The 19,801-nt window shown below is 73.1% G+C and carries 14 protein-coding genes; 2 read left to right on the top strand and 12 right to left on the bottom strand.

Going from position 1 to position 19,801, the window contains the following annotated elements:
- Window positions 1-389: 389 nt before the first annotated feature.
- A complete protein-coding gene (gene tmk, locus ACFPP6_RS10540; protein ID WP_382039452.1) occupies window positions 390-3,800 on the bottom strand; it encodes a dTMP kinase in 3,411 nt (1,136 codons plus the stop codon).
- Between the two features lie 236 nt (window positions 3,801-4,036).
- Entirely contained in the window at window positions 4,037-6,898 is a 2,862-nt protein-coding gene (topA, locus tag ACFPP6_RS10545; RefSeq protein ID WP_382039454.1) for a type I DNA topoisomerase, read from the bottom strand.
- 520 nt (window positions 6,899-7,418) lie between these two features.
- Here topA and ACFPP6_RS10550 point away from each other — a divergent pair.
- Window positions 7,419-8,162 carry a hypothetical protein gene (locus ACFPP6_RS10550; protein WP_382039456.1) on the top strand — a complete coding sequence of 248 codons (744 nt, stop codon included), beginning with the start codon at window positions 7,419-7,421 and terminating at the stop codon, window positions 8,160-8,162.
- Between the two features lie 25 nt (window positions 8,163-8,187).
- On the opposite strand, the gene ACFPP6_RS10555 is transcribed toward ACFPP6_RS10550, so the two are convergent.
- From ACFPP6_RS10555 to bldG, 5 genes are all read right to left on the bottom strand, one after another.
- Entirely contained in the window at window positions 8,188-9,714 is a 1,527-nt protein-coding gene (locus ACFPP6_RS10555) for a DUF7059 domain-containing protein (protein ID WP_382039458.1), read from the bottom strand.
- Window positions 9,715-9,832: 118 nt separating this feature from the next.
- A complete protein-coding gene (locus tag ACFPP6_RS10560) occupies window positions 9,833-10,405 on the bottom strand; it encodes a small secreted protein (RefSeq protein WP_382039461.1) in 573 nt (190 codons plus the stop codon).
- Window positions 10,406-10,677: 272 nt separating this feature from the next.
- On the bottom strand, window positions 10,678-13,083 hold the full coding sequence (locus ACFPP6_RS10565) for a sodium-translocating pyrophosphatase (RefSeq protein WP_382039464.1): 2,406 nt from the start codon (window positions 13,081-13,083) through the stop codon (window positions 10,678-10,680).
- Between the two features lie 549 nt (window positions 13,084-13,632).
- Window positions 13,633-14,079: an ATP-binding protein gene (locus ACFPP6_RS10570; protein WP_382039466.1), complete on the bottom strand. Its 447-nt coding sequence runs from the start codon at window positions 14,077-14,079 to the stop codon at window positions 13,633-13,635.
- Between the two features lie 116 nt (window positions 14,080-14,195).
- Window positions 14,196-14,537 (bottom strand): anti-sigma factor antagonist BldG, encoded by a 342-nt coding sequence (bldG, locus tag ACFPP6_RS10575; RefSeq protein WP_030367299.1) that lies wholly within the window; start codon window positions 14,535-14,537, stop codon window positions 14,196-14,198.
- A 54-nt stretch (window positions 14,538-14,591) separates the two neighbouring features.
- Between bldG and ACFPP6_RS10580 the strand changes: the two genes are divergently transcribed.
- Entirely contained in the window at window positions 14,592-17,036 is a 2,445-nt protein-coding gene (locus ACFPP6_RS10580) for a DEAD/DEAH box helicase (RefSeq protein WP_382039469.1), read from the top strand.
- On the opposite strand, the gene ACFPP6_RS10585 is transcribed toward ACFPP6_RS10580, so the two are convergent.
- The 5 genes from ACFPP6_RS10585 to ACFPP6_RS10605 form a co-directional block, all read right to left on the bottom strand.
- On the bottom strand, window positions 17,011-17,379 hold the full coding sequence (locus ACFPP6_RS10585) for an Rv3654c family TadE-like protein (protein ID WP_382039471.1): 369 nt from the start codon (window positions 17,377-17,379) through the stop codon (window positions 17,011-17,013). The genes ACFPP6_RS10580 and ACFPP6_RS10585 overlap by 26 nt on opposite strands.
- 7 nt (window positions 17,380-17,386) lie before the next feature.
- Entirely contained in the window at window positions 17,387-17,785 is a 399-nt protein-coding gene (locus tag ACFPP6_RS10590; RefSeq protein WP_382039474.1) for a TadE family type IV pilus minor pilin, read from the bottom strand.
- A complete protein-coding gene (locus tag ACFPP6_RS10595; RefSeq protein WP_382039477.1) occupies window positions 17,772-18,116 on the bottom strand; it encodes a DUF4244 domain-containing protein in 345 nt (114 codons plus the stop codon). Before ACFPP6_RS10595 ends, ACFPP6_RS10590 begins: the two co-directional genes overlap by 14 nt.
- A 2-nt stretch (window positions 18,117-18,118) precedes the next feature.
- Window positions 18,119-18,766: a type II secretion system F family protein gene (locus tag ACFPP6_RS10600; protein ID WP_382039480.1), complete on the bottom strand. Its 648-nt coding sequence runs from the start codon at window positions 18,764-18,766 to the stop codon at window positions 18,119-18,121.
- A 146-nt stretch (window positions 18,767-18,912) separates the two neighbouring features.
- Window positions 18,913-19,785 (bottom strand): type II secretion system F family protein, encoded by an 873-nt coding sequence (locus ACFPP6_RS10605; RefSeq protein WP_382040128.1) that lies wholly within the window; start codon window positions 19,783-19,785, stop codon window positions 18,913-18,915.
- Window positions 19,786-19,801 lie beyond the last annotated feature (16 nt).

Below are 19,801 nucleotides of genomic sequence, written 5' to 3' on the forward strand. Positions count from 1 at the left end.
CCGACACCGAACGCCGGTCGGGCCCTCGTCCCGCCGCAACCGCGATCAGCCAGGCCGGCACGGTGTGGCGGGTGCCGGAACCACGCCCGCCTCGGGGACGGCGTGCGCGACAGGCGCCGCCGTCATCCGGCCGAGAGGCCACACCTCTCGAATCGGCCGCAACGGCGACCGGCCACGACGGCGCAGCCCGGCGGTGCCGAACCCACCCCCGGCCCCTTGGCGGCGTGCACCCGACAGACGCACGCGACACCCACCACCCACCACAAGCCCGCCGAGAAGCCACGCCCCTCAATCCCGCCGCAACAGCGATCAACCACGACAGCGCAGCCCGGCGGTGCCGAACCCACCCCGCCCGGCGAAACCTGGCAATGCCCGGCAAGGGACCGGCCTCAGCGGCCGCGGCGGCCGCCGCGCTCGTCGTCGTCACGGCCCCGATCGCGGCCGCCCCGGCCCAGGAGCTCGTCCGCCAGCGTCGGCTCGTCGTCGCCGGAGGAGGTCTCCTCCGCCCAGCCCGGACGGCGGCGTCCCCGGCCGGCGGCGTCCTCGTCCACCTGCGGCAGCTCTCGCGTCTGCTCGGTGTCCGAAGCCGCGCCCGTGCCCGCGCCTGCGCGCTCCTCCGGGCGGAACAGCCAGTCCGGCACCCGGTCCGCCGGGTCCTCGGTCCGCGGCTCGGACCGTACCGGAGGCAGCACCTCCGTCACGTCCTCCATGCGGGCATCGGCGGCGTCGGCGACCGGCGGCTGCGGCAGCACAGCCGTCTCCTCCGACTCCCGCGACGGTGCGGAGTCAGGCGCAGGCGGCGCAGGCGCGGGCGCCGCCTGCGGCGGCTCCAGGCCCCAGGTCACGCGCTGCTGATCCACGGGCCGTACGGCGGGCACGGGCGGCAGCACCTCGGTGTCGTCGGACGCACCGGCGGCACCAGCCGCACCGGCCGCCCGCGAGGCCCGCGGGTCGATCCGCGGCCGCTCCACCGTCGGCGTCGTGTCCGCGGTCAGGCCGGTGAAGTCCGTGTTCCGCGGGTCCGGCCGGTGGACGGACGGGCTCTGGACGGACGGGGCCTGGACGGTCTGCGTCTCGTCCGAGCTCCCCGGAGCCGCAGCCTCCTTGCGGAACGAGGGCCGCTCGACGGTCGGGGCCTCGGAGGCCGAATCCGAAGCCGGAGCCGAAGCGGAAGCCGCCTCGTCGAAGGAGCCCGGCGCAGCCGAAGCCGCAGCCTCCTCCGCCGCCACCCGCGCCCGCTCCGCCCGCAGCAGCGCCTCCTCCGCCTTGCGCTGCTTCTCCAGGCGCCGCTCCTCGGCCTCGGCGCGCAGCCGCGCCTCTTCCTCGGCCTGCTTGCGAAGCCGCTCCTGCTCGGCGGCGCGGGTGCGCTCCTCCGCCTCGCGGCGCTTGCGCTCCTCCTCCGCCTGGCGACGCGCTTCCTCGGCACGCTGCCGGGCTTCCTCGGCGAGGCGCGCCTCCTCACGGATGCGGGCCTCTTCTGCCTCGCGCCGCTTGCGCTCCTCCTCCTCGGCGCGCAGCTTGGCGAGCTGCTCCTGGCGCTCGCGCTCCAGCCGCGCCTCCTCCGCCTTGCGCGCGGCCTCTTCCTCGGCCTTGCGCCGCGCCTCTTCCTCGGCGGCCTTGCGGGCCTGCTCGCGGGCTTCGATCTCGGCCGCGGAGAGCGGCAGGACCTGGTCGAGGCGGTGGCGAACGACGGTGGTGATGTCCTCGGGCGCCTGCCCGGCGTCGACGACGAGGTAGCGCGAGGGGTCGGCGGCGGCCAGGGTCAGGAACCCGGTGCGGACGCGGTTGTGGAACTCCATGGGCTCGGATTCGAGCCGGTCGGGCGCCTCGGTGAAACGTTCTCGCGCGGTCTCGGGCGAGACGTCGAGCAGCACGGTCAGGTGCGGCACGAGACCGCCCGTCGCCCAGCGGTTGATGCGGGCGATCTCGGTCGGCGAGAGGTCGCGCCCGGCGCCCTGGTAGGCGACGGAGGAGTCGATGTAGCGGTCGGAGATGACGATCGCGCCGCGCTGGAGGGCGGGCTGTACGACGGAGTCGACGTGCTCGGCGCGGTCGGCCGCGTAGAGCAGCGCCTCCGCGCGGTCGGACAGGCCGGCCGACGAGACGTCCAGCAGGATCGCGCGCAGCCGCTGCCCGATGGGCGTGGCGCCGGGCTCGCGGGTGACGACGACCTCGTGGCCCTTGGAGCGGATCCATTCGGCGATGGCCCGTACCTGGGTGGACTTGCCGGCGCCGTCGCCGCCCTCGAAGGCGAGGAAGAAGCCGGTCGCGGCGGGCGCCTGGTCGGGGTCGCCGCCGCGCAGCACGTCCAGCAGGTCGCGGCGGAAGGGGACGCCGTGCCGGTCGTCGGTCTTGCCGAGCACGAGGGCACCGACGGGCAGCAGCAGTGCGCCGACGAGCATCAGCGTGAAGGCCGCCCCGCCGTGCGCGAAGACGAAGCTGCCACGCTCCACCCGGTGCGGCCCGATGGCGGCGGCGAGCAGCGGCGCGGCGACCGCGCCCAGCGCGGCCGTGACGCGCACGACGGCGTGCAGGTGATCGGTCGTACGGGGCCGGCGGGCCTCTTCCGTCTCCTGGTCGAGGAGGGCGTGGCCGGTGTTGGCGGCGATGCCCGCGCAGACGCCGGCGAGCAGCACGAGCAGGAGCACCGTCGTGGGGTCGGGCACGAGGCCCGCGGCGAGCAGCGCCAGGCCGGTCAGCGCGATGGACAGCGCGAGCAGGCGGCGCCGGGAGAAGCCGGGGAGCACCTTGACGGCGCTGCGGATGCCGATGACGGGGCCGCCGGCGAGGGCGAGCACGAGCAGCGCGAAGGCGACCGGCCCGCCGCCGAGGTCGACGGCCTGGAGGGCGGCCACGCCGACGGCGGCGGCGATGGCACCGGCGACGGCCGCGCAGGCCAGGACGAGCACCGGGATGGCGCCCGTACGGCCGGTGTCCGGCGTCCGCCCGGCGTCCGGGCCCTGAGTGGTCTTGGGGCGGCGCAGGCCTTCCAGCGGGGAGCGCACGCGGGGCGACTTCGCACCGGGCAGCGCCAGAAAGTAGAGGATGGCGGCCGAGGTGCCGAACAGCACGGCCGCGAGGAACGACCCGAGGGCCGCCTGGTGCTGGTGGAACCAGTCGATGCCGGCGCCGAGCAGGTTGCCGATCAGCGTGGCGGCGAGGAGCGCGGCGGCCGCGAGGGGCAGCGAGACGAAGCTCGTGCGCAGCGAGAGGCGCCGCAGCGCGTCGTAGTGATCGGGCAGCGGGCGCACCGCCGAGCCTTCGACGGGGGGCGCGGGCAGGAGCGCGGGGGCCGCGCCGTCCTTGACGACCGTCCACACGCGCTCGGCGACACCGATCACGAAGGCCGAGATCAGCAGGAAGGCGAGCGCACGGCTGCCGGTCCAGTCGAGCCACAGGGGCGCGACGGCCAGCAGGCCGACCCGGACCCCGTCCGCACCGATCATGGTCCACCGGCGGTCGAGGGGACCGTCCGGGGCGATGAGCGAGGCGAGCGGCCCGAGCAGGACCGCGCCGAAGAGGAGGGTCGCCAGCAGGCGTGCCGCGAGGACCGCGGCGACGGCGAGGGCCGCGCCCCGGTAGCCGCCCCCGAAGGAGCCCTCCGCGGCGGCCGCCTGCAGCGACAGCAGCAGGAGCACGAGGAGGGCGAGGGAGTCTCCGACACCGCCGGCGAACTGGGCGTTCCACAGCCGCCGCAGCGGGGGGAAGCGCAGCAGGGACCGGATGGCACGCTCGCGGGAGTCCGCGGCTAGGGCGCCGGAGGTGGAGGTCACCACGGTTGGCTGCTCGGCTCGCGTCATCCTGCCAGCCTATCCGGCCTGTCCGGGCTTCCGCGCTTCTGCCCGAACATGCGCCCGAACGAATGGATGGCCCACCGGCGCTGACGGACCCCGGCCCGGCCCTCCCCCGGCGACTGCCGGAAGGGGACGGAAACAAGCAAGGCCGAACACAAGCAAACGCTGACGAAAGCGGGCGAACGCGGACGGACGCGGGCAGACGCCACGCCGGGGCAGCGTCCGCCCGCGCCGTCAGCCGGTCACTCGTCGGCGGCCTGGGCGGCCGCGGCCACCTTCTTCGCGGCGGTCGTCTTCTTGGCGGCCGTCTTGGTGGCCGTCGTCTTCTTCGCGGTCGTCGTCTTCTTCGCCGCGGTCTTCTTGGCAGCCGTCTTCTTGGCGGCGGTCTTCTTCGCCGGCGCCTTCTTCGCAGCGGCCTTCTTGGCCGTCTTCTTCGCCGGGCCCTTGGCGCGCTTCTCCGCCAGGAGCTCGTAGCCGCGCTCGGGCGTGATCGTCTCGACGTCGTCGTCACGGCGCAGCGTGGCGTTGGTCTCGCCGTCCGTCACGTACGGGCCGAAGCGACCGTCCTTGACCACGACCGGGCGCTCGCTGACCGGGTCGGTGCCCAGCTCCTTCAGCGGCGGCTTGGCCGCGGCGCGCCCGCGCTGCTTGGGCTGGGCGTAGATGGCGAGGGCCTCGTCCAGCGTGATGCTGAAGAGCTGGTCCTCGGTCTCCAGCGACCGCGAGTCGGTGCCCTTCTTCAGATACGGGCCGTAGCGGCCGTTCTGCGCGGTGATCTCGACGCCCTCGGCGTCGGTGCCCACCACGCGCGGCAGCGACATCAGCCGGAGCGCGTCGTCGAGGGTGACCGTGTCCAGGGACATGGACTTGAAGAGCGAGGCGGTGCGCGGCTTGACCGCGTTCTTGCCGGTCTTCGGGGTGCCCTCGGGGAGGATCTCGGTGACGTAGGGGCCGTAGCGGCCGTCCTTGGCGACGATCTGGTGACCGGTGCCGGGGTCGGTGCCGAGCTCGAAGTCCCCGCTGGGCTTGGCGAGCAGTTCCTCGGCGTACTCGACGGTCAGCTCGTCGGGCGCGAGGTCGTCGGGGACGTCGGCCCGCTGGTGGCCCTCGGCGTCCTTCTCGCCGCGCTCGACGTACGGGCCGTAGCGGCCGACGCGCAGCACGATGTCGTTGCCGACGGGGAAGGAGGACACCTCGCGGGCGTCGATCGCACCGAGGTCGGTGACGAGCTCCTTGAGGCCGCCGAGGTGGTCGCCGTCGCCGTTGCCGGCCTCGGCGGCGCCGCCCGCGGCACCCTCGGTGCCCTCGCCGAAGTAGAACCGGCGCAGCCACGGCACGGCCTGGGCCTCGCCGCGGGCGATGCGGTCGAGGTCCTCCTCCATGGAGGCGGTGAAGTCGTAGTCGACGAGCCGGCCGAAGTGCTTCTCCAGCAGGTTGACGACGGCGAAGCTCAGGAAGGACGGGACGAGCGCCGTGCCCTTCTTGAAGACGTAGCCGCGGTCGAGGATGGTGCCGATGATCGACGCGTAGGTCGACGGGCGGCCGATCTCCCGCTCCTCCAGCTCCTTGACCAGCGAGGCCTCGGTGTAGCGGGCGGGGGGCTTGGTGGCGTGGCCGTCGGCCGTGATCTCCTCGGCCGCCAGCGGGTCGCCCTCGGTGACCTGCGGGAGGCGGCGCTCGCGGTCGTCGAGCTCGGCGTTCGGGTCGTCCGCGCCCTCCACGTAGGCCTTCATGAAGCCGTGGAAGGTGATGGTCTTGCCGGAGGCGCTGAACTCTGCCTGCCGGCCGTCGCTCGCCAGGCCGCCGATCCTGACGGTGACCGAGTTGCCGGTCGCGTCCTTCATCTGGGAGGCGACGGTCCGCTTCCAGATCAGCTCGTAGAGACGGAACTGGTCGCCGGTCAGCCCGGTCTCGGCGGGCGTGCGGAAACGATCACCCGAAGGCCGGATCGCCTCGTGCGCCTCCTGGGCGTTCTTGACCTTGCCGGCGTACGTGCGCGGCTTCTCCGGCAGGTAGTCGGCGCCGTAGAGCTGGGTGACCTGCGCACGGGCCGCCTTGACGGCGGTGTCGGACAGCGTCGTGGAGTCCGTACGCATATAGGTGATGAAGCCGTTCTCGTACAGCTTCTGGGCCACCTGCATGGTGGCCTTCGCGCCGAAGCCCAGCTTGCGCGAGGCCTCCTGCTGCAGCGTCGTCGTGCGGAACGGGGCGTACGGCGAGCGGCGGTACGGCTTGGACTCGACCGAGCGCACCGAGAACGAGGTGTCGGCGAGGGCCGCGGCCAGCGCACGGGCGTTGGCCTCGTCCAGGTGGAGCACCTGGGCGGCGTCCTTCAGCTGACCGTTCGAGCCGAAGTCGCGGCCCTGGGCCACGCGCCGGCCGTCGACCGAGGCCAGGCGGGCGGTGAGGGTCGCGGGGTCGCTGTTGTCACCGGAGCGGCCGGTGCCGAAGGTGCCCGTGAGATCCCAGTACTCGGCGGAGCGGAAGGCGATGCGCTCGCGCTCCCGCTCGACGACGAGGCGGGTGGCCACGGACTGCACACGGCCGGCCGACAGCCGCGGCATGACCTTCTTCCACAGGACCGGCGAGACCTCGTAGCCGTAGAGGCGGTCGAGGATGCGGCGGGTCTCCTGGGCGTCGACGAGCTTCTTGTTCAGCTCGCGCGGGCTGGCGACGGCGGCCTGGATCGCGTCCTTGGTGATCTCGTGGAAGACCATGCGGCGGACGGGGACCTTGGGCTTGAGGACTTCCTGCAGGTGCCAGGCGATGGCCTCGCCCTCGCGGTCCTCATCGGTGGCGAGGAAGAGCTCGTCGGACTCGGCCAGCAGCTCCTTGAGCTTCTTGACCTGGTCCTTCTTGTCGTGGTTCACGACGTAGATCGGCTGGAAGTCCTTCTCGACGTTGACGCCGAGGCGGGCCCAGGGCTCGCCCTTGTACTTCGCCGGGACCTCGGCGGCCCCGTTCGGCAGGTCACGGATGTGCCCGACGCTCGCCTCGACAACGTATCCGGGGCCGAGGTAGCCCTTGATCGTCTTCGCCTTGGCAGGCGACTCGACGATGACGAGTCGGCGGCCGCCCTTTGCGGTCTCGCTGGTCGGGGACAACTTCGCTCTTCTTCCGGTCGGCACTCGGTGTGGGCGCTGCGGTGACGCTGCGGAGTGTGACGGTACATCCCGCCCCCGTGTCAAACGGAAAAAGCCCGCAACGCCACTCGAACGGTAACCCGATGTACGTTCTAACCAGCACGGTATCCAACATCACACTCTTAGGGTCGTAATGAAGGCTACGTCCACTCCGCCCCCGATGCCGCGCTTCACAGGGCCCTGGCCAAGGGTGTGACGGCGGAGGGCCGGACGGCGGGCCGCGCGCCACAAGGGCGCGGGCTTGGACCCGAAAGAGTCACGGAAGCCCCGGACGATCCTTGACATGGCCCTGCCCGAGGCGTCGGACGCATATGCGTCCGGACGGACCGCGGGCAACAGGTTGTCCTGAAAACGATGTCCAGAATTGCGGTCCGCAAACACCGGCGGGGCGTGGGACCCGTCACGTGGCCCACGGGGCACCGGCCGTCCGCGGGCTTTGCCAGTGGCGGGCATTGTCAGTGGCGGGCGCTTCAATGCGGGCATGACCGAAGCCCCCGCCGAGCTCGCAACCGTCCACGACCTCATACCGAGGCTCCCGGATCCGCAGGCGCTCCTGGCGCACTGCAGGGCCGTCGCCGTGCTGGACCTCGTCATGGAACGGGACACCCCGGGGCACCGGACGCACGCCTTCGACCCCCACTGGGGTGACGGCACGGCGCTGGCCTCGATGGACAACGGCTCGGGCGATCTCTACGCGATCGCCTTCGGCCCGGCGGGCGTGTTCCTGTACGCCTTCGACCACGAGTGCGAGGCCACGCCGTGGCGCGAGGAGCCCCGCGCCCACTGGCCCGGGCTGCTCGACGGCCTGCCCGCCGCGCTCGCCGCGTACCCGGCCGAGGAGGCGTTCCTCTTCGACGGATTCTTCGACGCCACGCTCTGCGCCTGGCGCGAGACCGGCGCCGCCGCGTGGCAGTGCGGCCCGGTGGTGTTCGAGGACGGCGGGACGGACGGCGCCTGGCTCTTCGAGTTGCTGGCGGACGGCACCCTGGAAGCGCGTGCGGAGGCCTACGCGGAGGACGCCGAGGACTACTGGGAACGCCCCGTGGGCCGCCCCGCCGTGGCGTCCGTCCTCGCGGGCGAGCCGCTCACGGCAGCCGTCGTCGCCGCGCTCAACCCCTCGGCGGACTTCGCCGCCGTCGCCGCCGAGGCCGCCGCCCTGGGCTTCCCGGTCACGGCTGCCGGCGCCGCACAGCGACCGGTGGCCGTGACCGAAAACACGCCCTGATCAGGCAACAGCCACCGCCGGGCCGCTACTCCGCCACGGGCGTCAGGAAGCCCTGCTCGACCAGCATCCTGATCGACTCCGGCGTCCGGTCCCGCAGCAGCACCGGGTCCTCGCCGATCAGCTGGGCGATGGCGTCGAGGATCCGCCCCGCGCTCAGGGAGCCGTCGCACACGCCCGCGAAGCCCGCGCCCACGGTGTCCACCTTGGTGGCCCGCCGCATGCCGCGGTTCTGGCGGAGCACCACGTGCTCGGGGTCCTCCGCGCCCGGCAGGCCTACCTGCTCCTGCACGACCTCGCCGGCCAGGGCGAAGCGGGCGGCGAGCAGCCCGGCGTCGTCGTGCCTGCGCAGGAAGTCCTGCCGGTCGAAGTGGGCGCTGACGGCCGGGCCGAGCGGCTGCTCGACCGGGTGCGGCCATTCCTCGGCGACGACGGACGGCCGGTCGGCACCCGACTTACGCAGCGTGATCCAGCCAAATCCGATGCCCTTGGTCTTACGGGCCTCGAACTCGTCCAGCCAGGCGTCGTAGCGGGCCGCGTACTCCTCCGGGCCGGCGCGGTGGTCGCCCGCGTCGCGCAGCCACAGCTCGGCGTACTGGGCGACGTCCTGCACCTCGCGCTGGACGATCCAGGCGTCGCAGCCGCGCGGCACCCAGGAGGAGAGCCGCTCGCGCCAGTCCTCGCCCTCCACGTGCTGCCAGTTGGCGAGCAGCTGGCAGTAGCCGCCGTCGTTGAGCCGGTCGGCCGACTGCTGGACGAGGGTGCGGCACAGGTCGTCGCCGCCCATGCCGCCGTCGCGGTAGGTCAGGCGAGCGCCGGGCGAGATGACGAACGGCGGGTTGGAGACGATCAGGTCGAAGGTGTCCTGGGCGACCGGCTCGAAGAGCGAGCCCTCGCGCAGGTCGGCCTCGGCGGCGCCGGAGAGCTCCAGGGTGAGCCGCGTGATGTGCAGGGCGCGCGGGTTGAGGTCCGTAGCGGTCACGCGCGTGGCGTGCCGGCTCGCGTGCAGCGCCTGGATGCCGGAGCCCGTGCCCAGGTCGAGGGCGCTCGCGACGGGCGTGCGGACGGTGAGCCCGGCGAGGGTCGTCGAGGCGCCACCGACGCCGAGGACGAGCTGCGAGCGGTCGACTCCCGAGGGGCCGGTCCCGCCCCCGGCGATGCCGCCGGCGCCGCCGACCGCGCAGCCGAGGTCGGAGACGATCCACCAGTCCTCCCCCTCCGGGCCGCCGTACGGGCGCACGTCCACGGTGGCGCGCACGGAGTCCCCGTCGCGGACGAGCCAGCCTCCGGCGAGGCAGTCGTCGACGGGCAGTGCGGCCGCGGCGCGCGCGTACGGGGCCGGGCGCTGCAGCAGGAAGAGCCGGACGAGCGTCTCCAGCGGGCTGTCGCCGCGCGTGGCGCGCAAGGCGGGCACGGTCTCGCTGCGGGCGAGCGCGGCGTAGGCGGGGGCGCCCAGCAGGTCGAGGAGGCCGTCGGCGGTGAAGGCGGCGGCGAGCAGGGCGTCGCGCAGCCGGGAGGTGCGCGCGCGGTCGGCGGCGGGAAGGAGCGTACTCACGGGACCATTGTCGGGGGCGGCACCGGCAAACGACGAAAGCGGCGGGGTGCGGCGTCGCGTCCGTGAGGACGCGCCGCCGCACCCCGCCGTTCGTGCGGCCGGGCCCCGGTCCTCCGGGTCAGCTCTTCGCGGGCGACGGGGAGAGCGAGTTCTTCTGGCAGCCCGGCTGCTTGGCCATGGCCTTGCCGACGTCGCCCGACTGCAGCTTCTTGAGCGCCTCGGAGCTCTGGCCGCTGAGCTTGGCGACGTCCCCGCCGATGCCCCTGAGCCCCTCGCCGAACTTGGTCTTGTCGCCGGTGTCGAGGGCGTCGCTGCGCTTCTTCAGGTTCGCGTACGCCGTGGAGAGGTCGTTGAGCGCCTTGGCGGCGTTCTTCTGGCTGGTCTCGCCGTCCTTGACGGGCGGCGCGCCCGCGTCCTGCACCGCGTTGGCGAGCGCCTTGTACGCGTCGACGCTGACCTGGAAGGCGGCGGAGTCGGTCTGCTGGACCTTCTTGGAGTCCTCCTCGGTCTGGACGCTCGCGATCGACTGGTTGGCGTCCAGGATCTTCTTCACCTGGGGCTGCATCTGGTCGCAGACCTTCTTGGCCCAGTCGTCCAGCTTCTTGTTGCCCTCGTCGTCGCTGCCGCAGCCGGTCAGCGCCAGCAGGAGCGCCGTACCGCCGGACAGTACGGCCGCAAGCTTCTTGTTCACCGGATCGGTCCCTTCGATGGCTCTCGGCCCGGAACTTACACGTCCGAGCGGGACCACCCAGGAGGCGAGCACACCATATGCCTCCTTTTGAAGCCATTTGCACCAAGCGCAGCGTGGCATTCACCGCACCCGCGGGGGTGCCGGAACCGGGCCGACGTCCACGTGAGCCGACGCGCACCCGGGCCGGCACCTACCGGGGCCGACGCGCACCCGGGCCGGCAGCGTCAGCGCACGCCGCCGGCCCGGGCCCGAGGTGTCGGAGCATCAGTTCTTCACGACACCACCGCCGGATCGGCGGGCTTCGCCGTCCGCTCGGCGTTCCCGTCGTCGTCCACCGCGACCCCGCGCCGCTTGGAGACGTACACCGCACCGACGATGACGACGATCGCCAGCACCGCGATCCCGATCCGCAGGCCCTTGTTGGCGTCGACGCCGTAGGAGAACTTGACCACCGCAGGGGCGATCAGCAGCGCCACCAGGTTCATCACCTTCAGCAGCGGATTGATGGCCGGCCCGGCGGTGTCCTTGAACGGGTCGCCGACCGTGTCGCCGATGACCGTCGCCGCGTGCGCCTCGCTGCCCTTGCCGCCGTGGTGGCCGTCCTCCACCAGCTTCTTGGCGTTGTCCCAGGCGCCACCGGAGTTGGCGAGGAAGACGGCCATCAGGGTGCCGGTGCCGATGGCCCCCGCCAGGTACGAGCCGAGCGCGCCGACGCCGAGCGAGAACCCGACGGCAATGGGCGCCATCACGGCCAGCAGGCCGGGCGTGGCGAGTTCGCGCAGCGCGTCCTTGGTGCAGATGTCCACCACGCGGCCGTACTCCGGCTTCTCGCTGTAGTCCATGATCCCGGGGTGCTCGCGGAACTGCCGCCGCACCTCGTAGACCACGGCGCCCGCCGACCGCGAGACGGCGTTGATCGCCAGTCCGGAGAACAGGAAGACGACGGCGGCTCCGAGGATGAGACCGACGAGGTTGTTGGGCTGCGAGATGTCCAGACTCAGGCCCAGCTCACCGGACTTCGCGTGCACGTCCTTCACCGCGGTGGCGATGGCGTCGCGGTACGAGCCGAAGAGCGCCGACGCCGCCAGGACGGCCGTGGCGATGGCGATGCCCTTCGTGATGGCCTTGGTGGTGTTGCCGACGGCGTCGAGGTCGGTGAGCACCTGCGCGCCGGCCCCCTCGACGTCGCCGGACATCTCGGCGATGCCCTGGGCGTTGTCGGAGACCGGACCGAAGGTGTCCATGGCGACGATGACGCCCACCGTGGTCAGCAGGCCGGTGCCGGCGAGCGCGACGGCGAACAGGGCCAGCATGATGGACGTGCCGCCGAGCAGGAACGCCCCGTAGACGCCCAGCCCGATGAGCACGGCCGAGTAGACGGCGGACTCCAGGCCGATGGAGATGCCGGCGAGGACGACCGTCGCCGGTCCGGTCAGGGACGACTTGCCGATGTCCCGCACGGGCCGCCGGCTGGTCTCCGTGAAGTACCCCGTGAGCTGCTGGATGAGTGCGGCGAGGACGATGCCGATGGCCACCGCCACGAGCGCGAGCACCCTCGGGTCGCCCGCGTGGCCGCGGATCGCCTCGTCCCCGATGCCCTTGAGGTCGGCGTAGCTGGAGGGCAGGTACGCGAACACCGCAACGGCCACCAGCACGAGCGATATGACGGCCGAAATGAAGAACCCGCGGTTGATCGCGGTCATCCCGCTGCGGTCGGCGCGGCGCGGCGCGACCGCGAAGATGCCGACCATCGCCGTGAGCACGCCGATCGCGGGGACGAGCAGGGGAAAGGCGAGCCCCGCGTCGCCGAAGGCGGCCTTGCCGAGGATCAGCGCGGCGACCAGTGTCACGGCGTACGACTCGAAGAGGTCGGCGGCCATGCCCGCGCAGTCGCCGACGTTGTCCCCCACGTTGTCCGCGATGGTGGCGGCGTTGCGCGGGTCGTCCTCGGGGATCCCCTGTTCGACCTTGCCGACGAGGTCGGCGCCGACGTCGGCCGCCTTGGTGAAGATGCCGCCGCCGACCCTCATGAACATCGCCAGCAGCGCCGCGCCGAAGCCGAACCCCTCCAGCACCTTGGGCGCGTCGGCCGCGTACACGAGCACCACGCAGGAGGCGCCCAGCAGGCCGAGCCCCACGGTGAACATCCCGACGACGCCACCCGTCCGGAACGCAATCTTCATGGCCTTGTGGGAAACGGCCGTCAGGTCCTTCTCGGGCTCGCCCTGTGCCGGAGTGGCCTCGCGGGCCGCCGCGGCGACCCGCACGTTGCTGCGCACGGCGAGCCACATGCCGATATAGCCGGTGGCCGCCGAGAAGAGCGCTCCGATCAGGAAGAAGCCCGAACGCCCGATGCGCTGCGACCAGTTGTCGGCCGGCAGGAGCATCAGGAGGAAGAACACCGCCACGGCGAATACGCCGAGGGTGCGCAACTGCCGTGCGAGATAGGCGTTCGCGCCCTCCTGCACGGCCGCCGCGATCCTTCTCATGTTGTCGGTTCCCTCGCCCGCCGCGAGGACCTGCCGCACCAGGGCGACGGCGACCACGAGCGCCGCGAGTGCGACGGCCGCGATCACGATCACCATGGTGCGGTTGCCCTGGGTGAGTTCGGCCGCGAGATTCCGGGTGAAGTCGAGCTGTTGAAAGTCCACCTGTCGAGGGGTGAAGGGCCCCGCCATTCGTCCTCCCTGACGTTTGGCACATGGGCGCGCAGCTGATCCGCGATCACGAAAGGGAGATCACGGAACAGCAGCCACGCTCAGGCGTCCTGAGCTCAAGATGGACGGATTGTAGGGAGCATGGCGAGATCAAAACAGAGCGCGGCAAATGGAATTGGCCTGTGCAAGTGAAGATCGAGTGAATGATCGGCCGGATAAACGATCGCGGGCGGAGATCCGGAACGGCGATCAATGGCGATCAGCAGTGATCGGGAAATGGGGACCGCCGCGAGATCCATTCCGGAAGATCGCCGGAATCACCGGAATCAGCCGGAAGATCGATTGGCCCGGAAGGAACGATCCACGGGGCACGCGGCGCTCGCCGGCCACGAGGCGCCGCCGGATGCAGGAGGGCGGAGAAAAGATCGCAGAATTATGGCTGCTCGGTGCACAGGAAGCCGGTGGATCGTGCGACGGCCATCCAGCGGGCCTCATCGGAACGGCCGGACAGGGCAGCCGGGAGTTACGGCCGTCCGAGGAGGGCCGGATACGGCGATACGCCCGGACGGGCTACGGCGCCACGGCCGCGGGAGCGATCGGCCAGCTCATCCGGATCAGGCCGCCGCGTTCGTCCGCCGTCACCTCGACGTCGTCGACCAGGCCGCTGATGACCGCGAGGCCCATGTCGTCCTCGTTGTCGGCAGCGCCCTCCTCGGGGCCGCCCGAGGCGCGCTCCGAGCCGTTCGCGGCAGCGAGCGCCTCCGGTGCGGGGGCGTCGTCCCCGACCTCGATGGAGAACTTCTTCTCGTCCTCGATCAGCGTCACCCGGACGGGGGTGGTCACCTCATTGCTGATGTGCAGCCCCACCGCGCGTGAGCAGGCCTCGCCCACGGCGAGCCGGACCTCGTCCAGCACGGCCTCGTCCACACCGGCACGGCGCGCCACCGCGGCCGCCACCAGCCGAGCGGTCCGGACATGCTCGGGAAGGGCACTGAAGAGCAGTTCGACGGTGGCCATGCCATCCCCCTCGGTCGTACGTGCCCTCTCCCCCTCATCCGGAAAAGGGCGGACTCACGAGGGGGCCGGACCCGTGAGCCCGGGTGCCCCCCGCGTGACAGTCTTCCCCGGCGACCTCAGTCGGTCGCCTGCACCGCGTCCTCGACCGAGGTGTGGATGGGGAACACCTTGGTGAGGCCGGTGATACGGAAAATCTTGAGAATGCGCTCCTGGTTGCAGACCAGGCGCAGCGAGCCCTCATGGGCACGCACCCGCTTCAGCCCGCCGACCAGGACGCCGAGCCCGGTGGAGTCGAGGAAGTCGACGCCCTCCATGTCCACGACGAGGTGATAGCTGCCGTCGTTGACAAGCTCGACCAGCTGCTCACGCAGCTTGGGCGCGGTGTACACATCAATCTCGCCACCGACCCGGACAACCGTACGGTCGCCTACGGTCTCGGTCGACAGGGACAGGTCCACGGATCCTCCAGCACCTTGCATCGAGCGGTCGCCCCCCATGGATCGGCAGCCGCGATGGCATTCAATCACTTACCGGCAGGCGCGCACGACGCCTTGACGCCATTGTCCGTCACGCCAGTGACACACTCGGTGCCGATGGCCAACGATCAACTCCCGCCGGAGGCGGGCGTACATCCCGCTCCCCGGACAGTCCTCGACCGACTGACCACCGGGGCGGACAGGGCTGCACGCATCACTCATACGGAGCACTTGCCCCCGCGTCCCGGACGTCATGCCCCCTGGCCTGAGAAGATCCGGCCGGAAGTGGTGGAGGCCGTCCGGGCGGCCGGCATCGAGCGGCCGTGGGCCCATCAGGCGCTCACCGCCGAGCACGCGCTGCGCGGCGAATCGGTGGTCGTGGCCACCGGAACCGCCTCCGGGAAGTCCCTCGCGTACCTGGCACCGGTCCTCAGCGCCCTGCTGGACGGCTCAGAGGCCCCGAACGGCCGCGGGGCGACCGCGCTGTACCTCGCCCCCACCAAGGCCCTCGCCGCCGATCAGCGGCGCGCCGTGAAGGCCCTCGCCGAGCCCCTGGGCAAGGGCGTGCGGCCCGCCGTCTACGACGGGGACACCCCCGTCGAGGAGCGCGAGTGGGTGCGCCAGTACGCCAATTACGCGCTCACCAACCCCGACATGCTCCACCGCTCGATCCTGCCCGCCCACCCCAAGTGGTCCTCCTTCCTGCGTGCCCTGCGCTACGTCGTCATCGACGAGTGCCACACCTACCGGGGCGTCTTCGGCTCGCACGTCGCCCAGGTCCTGCGCCGGCTCCGGCGTGTCTGCGCCCGCTACGGGGCCGATCCGGTCTTCCTCCTCGCCTCGGCCACCTCCTCCGATCCGGCCACCGCCGCCGGCCGGCTGACGGGCGTTCCGGTGGTGGAGATCACCGATGACGCCTCTCCGCGCGGCGAGCTGGTCTTCGCCCTCTGGGAGCCGCCCCTCACCGAGCTCCACGGCGAGCGAGGGGCCCCCGTGCGCCGCACCGCCACCGCCGAGAGCGCCGAGCTCCTCACCGACCTCGTCGTCCAGGGCGTCCGCACCGTCGCCTTCGTGCGGTCACGGCGCGGCGCCGAGCTCATCGCCCTGATCGCCCAGGAGCGCCTCGCGGCCGTAAACCGCTCCCTGCCCGGGCGTGTCGCCGCCTACCGAGGCGGCTACCTCCCCGAGGAGCGCCGCTCCATCGAGCGCGCCCTGCACAGCGGCGAACTGCTGGGCCTGTCCGCGACGACCGCCCTGGAGCTCGGCGTCGACGTCGCCGGCCTCGACGCCGTCCTCCTGACCGGCTATCCGGGCACGCGGGCCTCCCTGTGGCAGCAGGCCGGCCGCGCGGGCCGTACGGGCCGGGGAGCCCTCGCCGTGCTGATCGCCCGCGACGACCCCCTGGACACCTATCTCGTCCACCACCCCGAGGCGCTCTTCCGGCAGCCCGTGGAATCCACCGTCCTCGATCCCGACAACCCCTACGTCCTCGCCCCCCATCTGTGCGCCGCGGCCGCCGAGCTGCCGCTCACCGAGGCCGACCTGTCCCTGTTCGGGCCCGAGACGCCGGGCCTGCTCGCCCAGCTCGAAGCGCGCAAGCTGCTCCGCCGCCGCGGCGCCGCCTGGCACTGGACCCGGCGCGAGCGCGCCGCCGACCTCACCGACATCCGGGGCGGCGGGGGCCGCCCCGTCCAGGTCGTCGAAGAGGGCACCGGGCGGCTGCTGGGCACCGTGGACGCGGGCGCCGCCCACACCTCCGTCCACGAGGGCGCGGTCCACCTCCACCAGGGCCGGACCTACCTCGTCCGCCGGCTCGACCTGGAGGACTCCGTCGCCCTCGTCGAGCAGGCCGACCCGCCGTACTCGACGACGGCCCGCGACACGACGGCCGTCTCCATCCTGGAGACCAGCGCCGAGATCCCCTGGGGCGAGGCGCGGCTGTGCTTCGGCTCGGTCGAGGTCACCAACCAGGTCGTCTCCTTCCTCCGCCGCCGGCTCATCACCGGCGAGGTCCTCGGCGAGTCCAAGCTGGACCTGCCGCCGCGTACGCTGCGCACCCGCGCCGTGTGGTGGACCGTCACCGAGGACCAGCTCGAGGAGGCCCGGATCGCCCCCGAGGCCCTCGGAGGCGCCCTGCACGCCGCGGAACACGCCTCCATCGGCATGCTCCCCCTCTTCGCCACCTGCGACCGCTGGGACATCGGCGGCGTCTCCGTCCCCCTGCACCCCGACACGCTCCTGCCGACCGTCTTCGTCTACGACGGCCACCCCGGCGGCGCGGGCTTCGCCGAGAGGGCCTTCCACACCGCCGCGGGCTGGCTCACCGCCACGCGCGAGGCGATCGCCGCCTGCGAGTGCGACACCGGCTGCCCCTCCTGCGTCCAGTCCCCCAAGTGCGGCAACGGCAACGACCCTCTCGACAAGCGGGCCGCCATACGCCTCCTGGCCCGGCTCCTCAAGGACGCCCCGAAGGACGGGTGAGCCGCACGGACGCAACGGGCTCGATCCCCGCCGCCTCCGCGGGCCCCGCCCGCGACCGCACCCGGACGGCGTACGGCCCCGCCCTCGCCTCGGCCGCGACCTCGGCGATCTCGCCGCTCACGGCGCAGCGCACCACTCTCGCCCCCTGGGCGGCGGCCACCCGCCGGGCGAGGCCGCACGCGGTCTCCTGCCCGTCGAGGGCATGGTCGGCCGCCGCCAGCGCCGCCAGGTCCGCCGCACCGCCTGCGCGATGGCGGGCCACCACTGCCTGCCCCATGGCCAGCAGCACCGCGAACACCGCGCAGAGCGCGGCGGCCGCGACCGCCACCCACACCGTCGCCACGCCCCGGTCACCGCACCGTCTCCTCCGCAAGGGCCACCGCCTCTCCGCCCAGCCTGAGAGCCAGCGGGCCGGCCGCCCTGGCCTCGACCCGCACCCGTACGAGATCGCCCTCGCGCATCACGGCGATGCGGGAACCCGGCGGCGCGGCGGACCGCGCCGACGCGACCGCGACGCCCACAGGATCGGACCGGGCCGCCGCCCGGGCCCCTGCCCGGGCGGCGTCCACGCACTGGATCTGCGCGCCGGCCGCCATCAGCCCCCAGATCAGGGCCGCACCGAACAGGATCAGGGCCGGGAGCGCCATCGCGGCCTCGGCGGTCACATAGCCGCCGTCAGTGCCCTTGCCGGGTGGGCGGCTGGACGCCGCATCAGGCTCCGCGCCCGACAGGCCGTCAGAATGGCGCATTGAGCGCCCTCCCGATGAGTCCCTGCAGCGCCGCGCTGACCGCGCCGCTCGTGACCACCTTGTAGAGCACCGCGGCGAGCGCACAGGCGGCCACGGTGCCCACGGCGTACTCGGCAGTCGACATGCCCGCATCGGCGCCGGCAAGGGCCCGCGGACGCCCGTTCGGCCAGGCCGCCGGCCACAGGCGCGGCCTGGCCGGCACCCGCCGCCGTACGCTCCCCGCGCCCTGCCGCGACCGCGGCGCCGCCCGCCAGACTCTGCGCCCCGGCATCCCTCGCAGGACCATCACGTTCTCCCCCGTCCGTACGGCCACGACCTTCACTCCACTCACCGTCAATGTCCTTTCGTCAGACCGCTCGCCAGCCCGATCACCACGGGCACCACACCGACCGTCAGGAACGCGGGCAGGAAGCACAGCCCGAGAGGGGCCGTCGCCAGGACGCCCGCGCGCCGGGCCCGTATGCCGGCCGTCCTGCCGCGCTGAGCCCTCAGATGACCCGCGAGCCGGGACATGGGCTCCACTGCGGGCACTCCCGTCGCCTGGGCCCGCTCCAGGCAGCGGGCGAGCCCTCGGGCGCCGGGGAGGCCGCCCAGCCGGCTCCAGGCCGTGGCCGGGTCTCCGCCGAGCCGGACCTCCGCCGCGGCGCGGGCGAGCCTCTCGCCCACCGGGCCGCCCAGCGACACGCCGACCGCATCGGCGGCCTCCCTCGGCCCGGCCCCGGCGGCCAGGCACGCCGCCATGAGGTCGGCGGCCAGCGGAAGTTGCCGCTCGACCTCTTCGACCGGAAGGCCGTCGGGCCCGCCGTCCCGCTTCCGGCGCCGCAGCCACCGCCACATGCCGTACGCGGCGGCGAGTCCCGCTGCGCAGCCTGCGGCTCCACCGAGAAGGATGACCCCTGCGGCTCCGGCCCCGGCTGCGAACAGCCCGTCCCGGAGCCCCGGCAGCCGACCGGCCAGGGCACGCAGTCGCTGCGCCTTCACAGCCCTCGCCGGCGCCCCGCCGAACAGAGCAGTGATCCGGCGGCGTACCGTCCGCCTCCTGCGCACACGGACCGCCACCACCACTGCAGCGAAGGAAGCGATTCCCGGAAGAATCATCATCCACAGGCTGTGGATAACATTTTCCCTCACGACGCCTTCCCTTCCGCCGGGCCGGGCGCGCCGGGGCCGACGGCCCTTCCTCGCTCCCCCGCCGCCGCCCGTACGATCCGCCCGGTCCAGGCGATGCCGGCGGCCTCCAGGAGCCCGCCGAGGAGCAGACAGCACAGCCCGGCCGGGGTGTGCAGCAGCACCCGCAGCGGCGCCGCGCCCAGCGCACTGCCCATCAGCAGGGCGAGCACGGGCAGCAGGGCCAGCATCACCGCGGTGGACCGCGCGCCCGCCAACTGCGAGCGCAGCTCCTCCCTTTGGTCCCGCTCGGCGCTCAGGGCCGCAGAGACCCGGTCGAGCCCGGTGGCAAGCCCCGCACCCCCGTCGACGGCGACGCGCCAGCAGGCGGCCACACCGTGCAGCCCCTCGGCCCCGGGATGGGCGGCCACGGCCCTCAGTGCCTCCGGCACGTCCCCGCCGAACCTCGCCGCCGCCGAGACCGCCGTCCACTGCGGCCCCAAGTCCCCCGCGGGCACACCGGCCAGCGCCTGGCCGGGCTGCCGGCCGGCCCGCAGTTCGCCCGCGACGGTCCCGCACAGCTCGATCACGGCCGCTTCCCGCCGCTCCCTTGCGCGCTGCTCTCCGCGGGCGGCCAGCCACCTGCGTACGAGCGGCACGGCCGCCAGCGCCGCCAGCAGCGGCAGCACCGACCCTCCCAGCAGAGCCACGGCGCCGCCGAGCGGGAGGCACACCAACTCCTTCCGGGCCCGCGCCCAGCGCCGCAGGCGGGCACCCCACTCGCCCACCAGGGCGGGCGGCCAAGGCGCAGGGGGTACGAGCGACCCGCCGCCTGCGAACATCAGCCGGGCGCGGCGCAGCTCCCTCCCGGAACCGCCCGGCGGCCAGGCCATGAACAGGGCACCCAGC

The sequence above is a fragment of the Streptomyces aureoversilis genome, assembly GCF_042657885.1.
Taxonomy (GTDB): Bacteria; Actinomycetota; Actinomycetes; order Streptomycetales; family Streptomycetaceae; genus Streptomyces; species Streptomyces aureoversilis.

Bases quoted from the DNA above. Each gene is read 5' to 3' on its own strand.
- tmk (WP_382039452.1), bottom strand. From the start codon at position 3,800: ATGACGCGAGCCGAGCAGCCAACCGTGGTGACCTCCACCTCCGGCGCC.
- ACFPP6_RS10550 (WP_382039456.1), top strand. From the start codon at position 7,419: ATGACCGAAGCCCCCGCCGAGCTCGCAACCGTCCACGACCTCATACCG.
- ACFPP6_RS10565 (WP_382039464.1), bottom strand. From the start codon at position 13,083: ATGGCGGGGCCCTTCACCCCTCGACAGGTGGACTTTCAACAGCTCGAC.
- ACFPP6_RS10570 (WP_382039466.1), bottom strand. From the start codon at position 14,079: ATGGCCACCGTCGAACTGCTCTTCAGTGCCCTTCCCGAGCATGTCCGG.
- ACFPP6_RS10580 (WP_382039469.1), top strand. From the start codon at position 14,592: ATGGCATTCAATCACTTACCGGCAGGCGCGCACGACGCCTTGACGCCA.
- ACFPP6_RS10590 (WP_382039474.1), bottom strand. From the start codon at position 17,785: ATGCGCCATTCTGACGGCCTGTCGGGCGCGGAGCCTGATGCGGCGTCC.
- ACFPP6_RS10605 (WP_382040128.1), bottom strand. From the start codon at position 19,785: ATGGCCTGGCCGCCGGGCGGTTCCGGGAGGGAGCTGCGCCGCGCCCGG.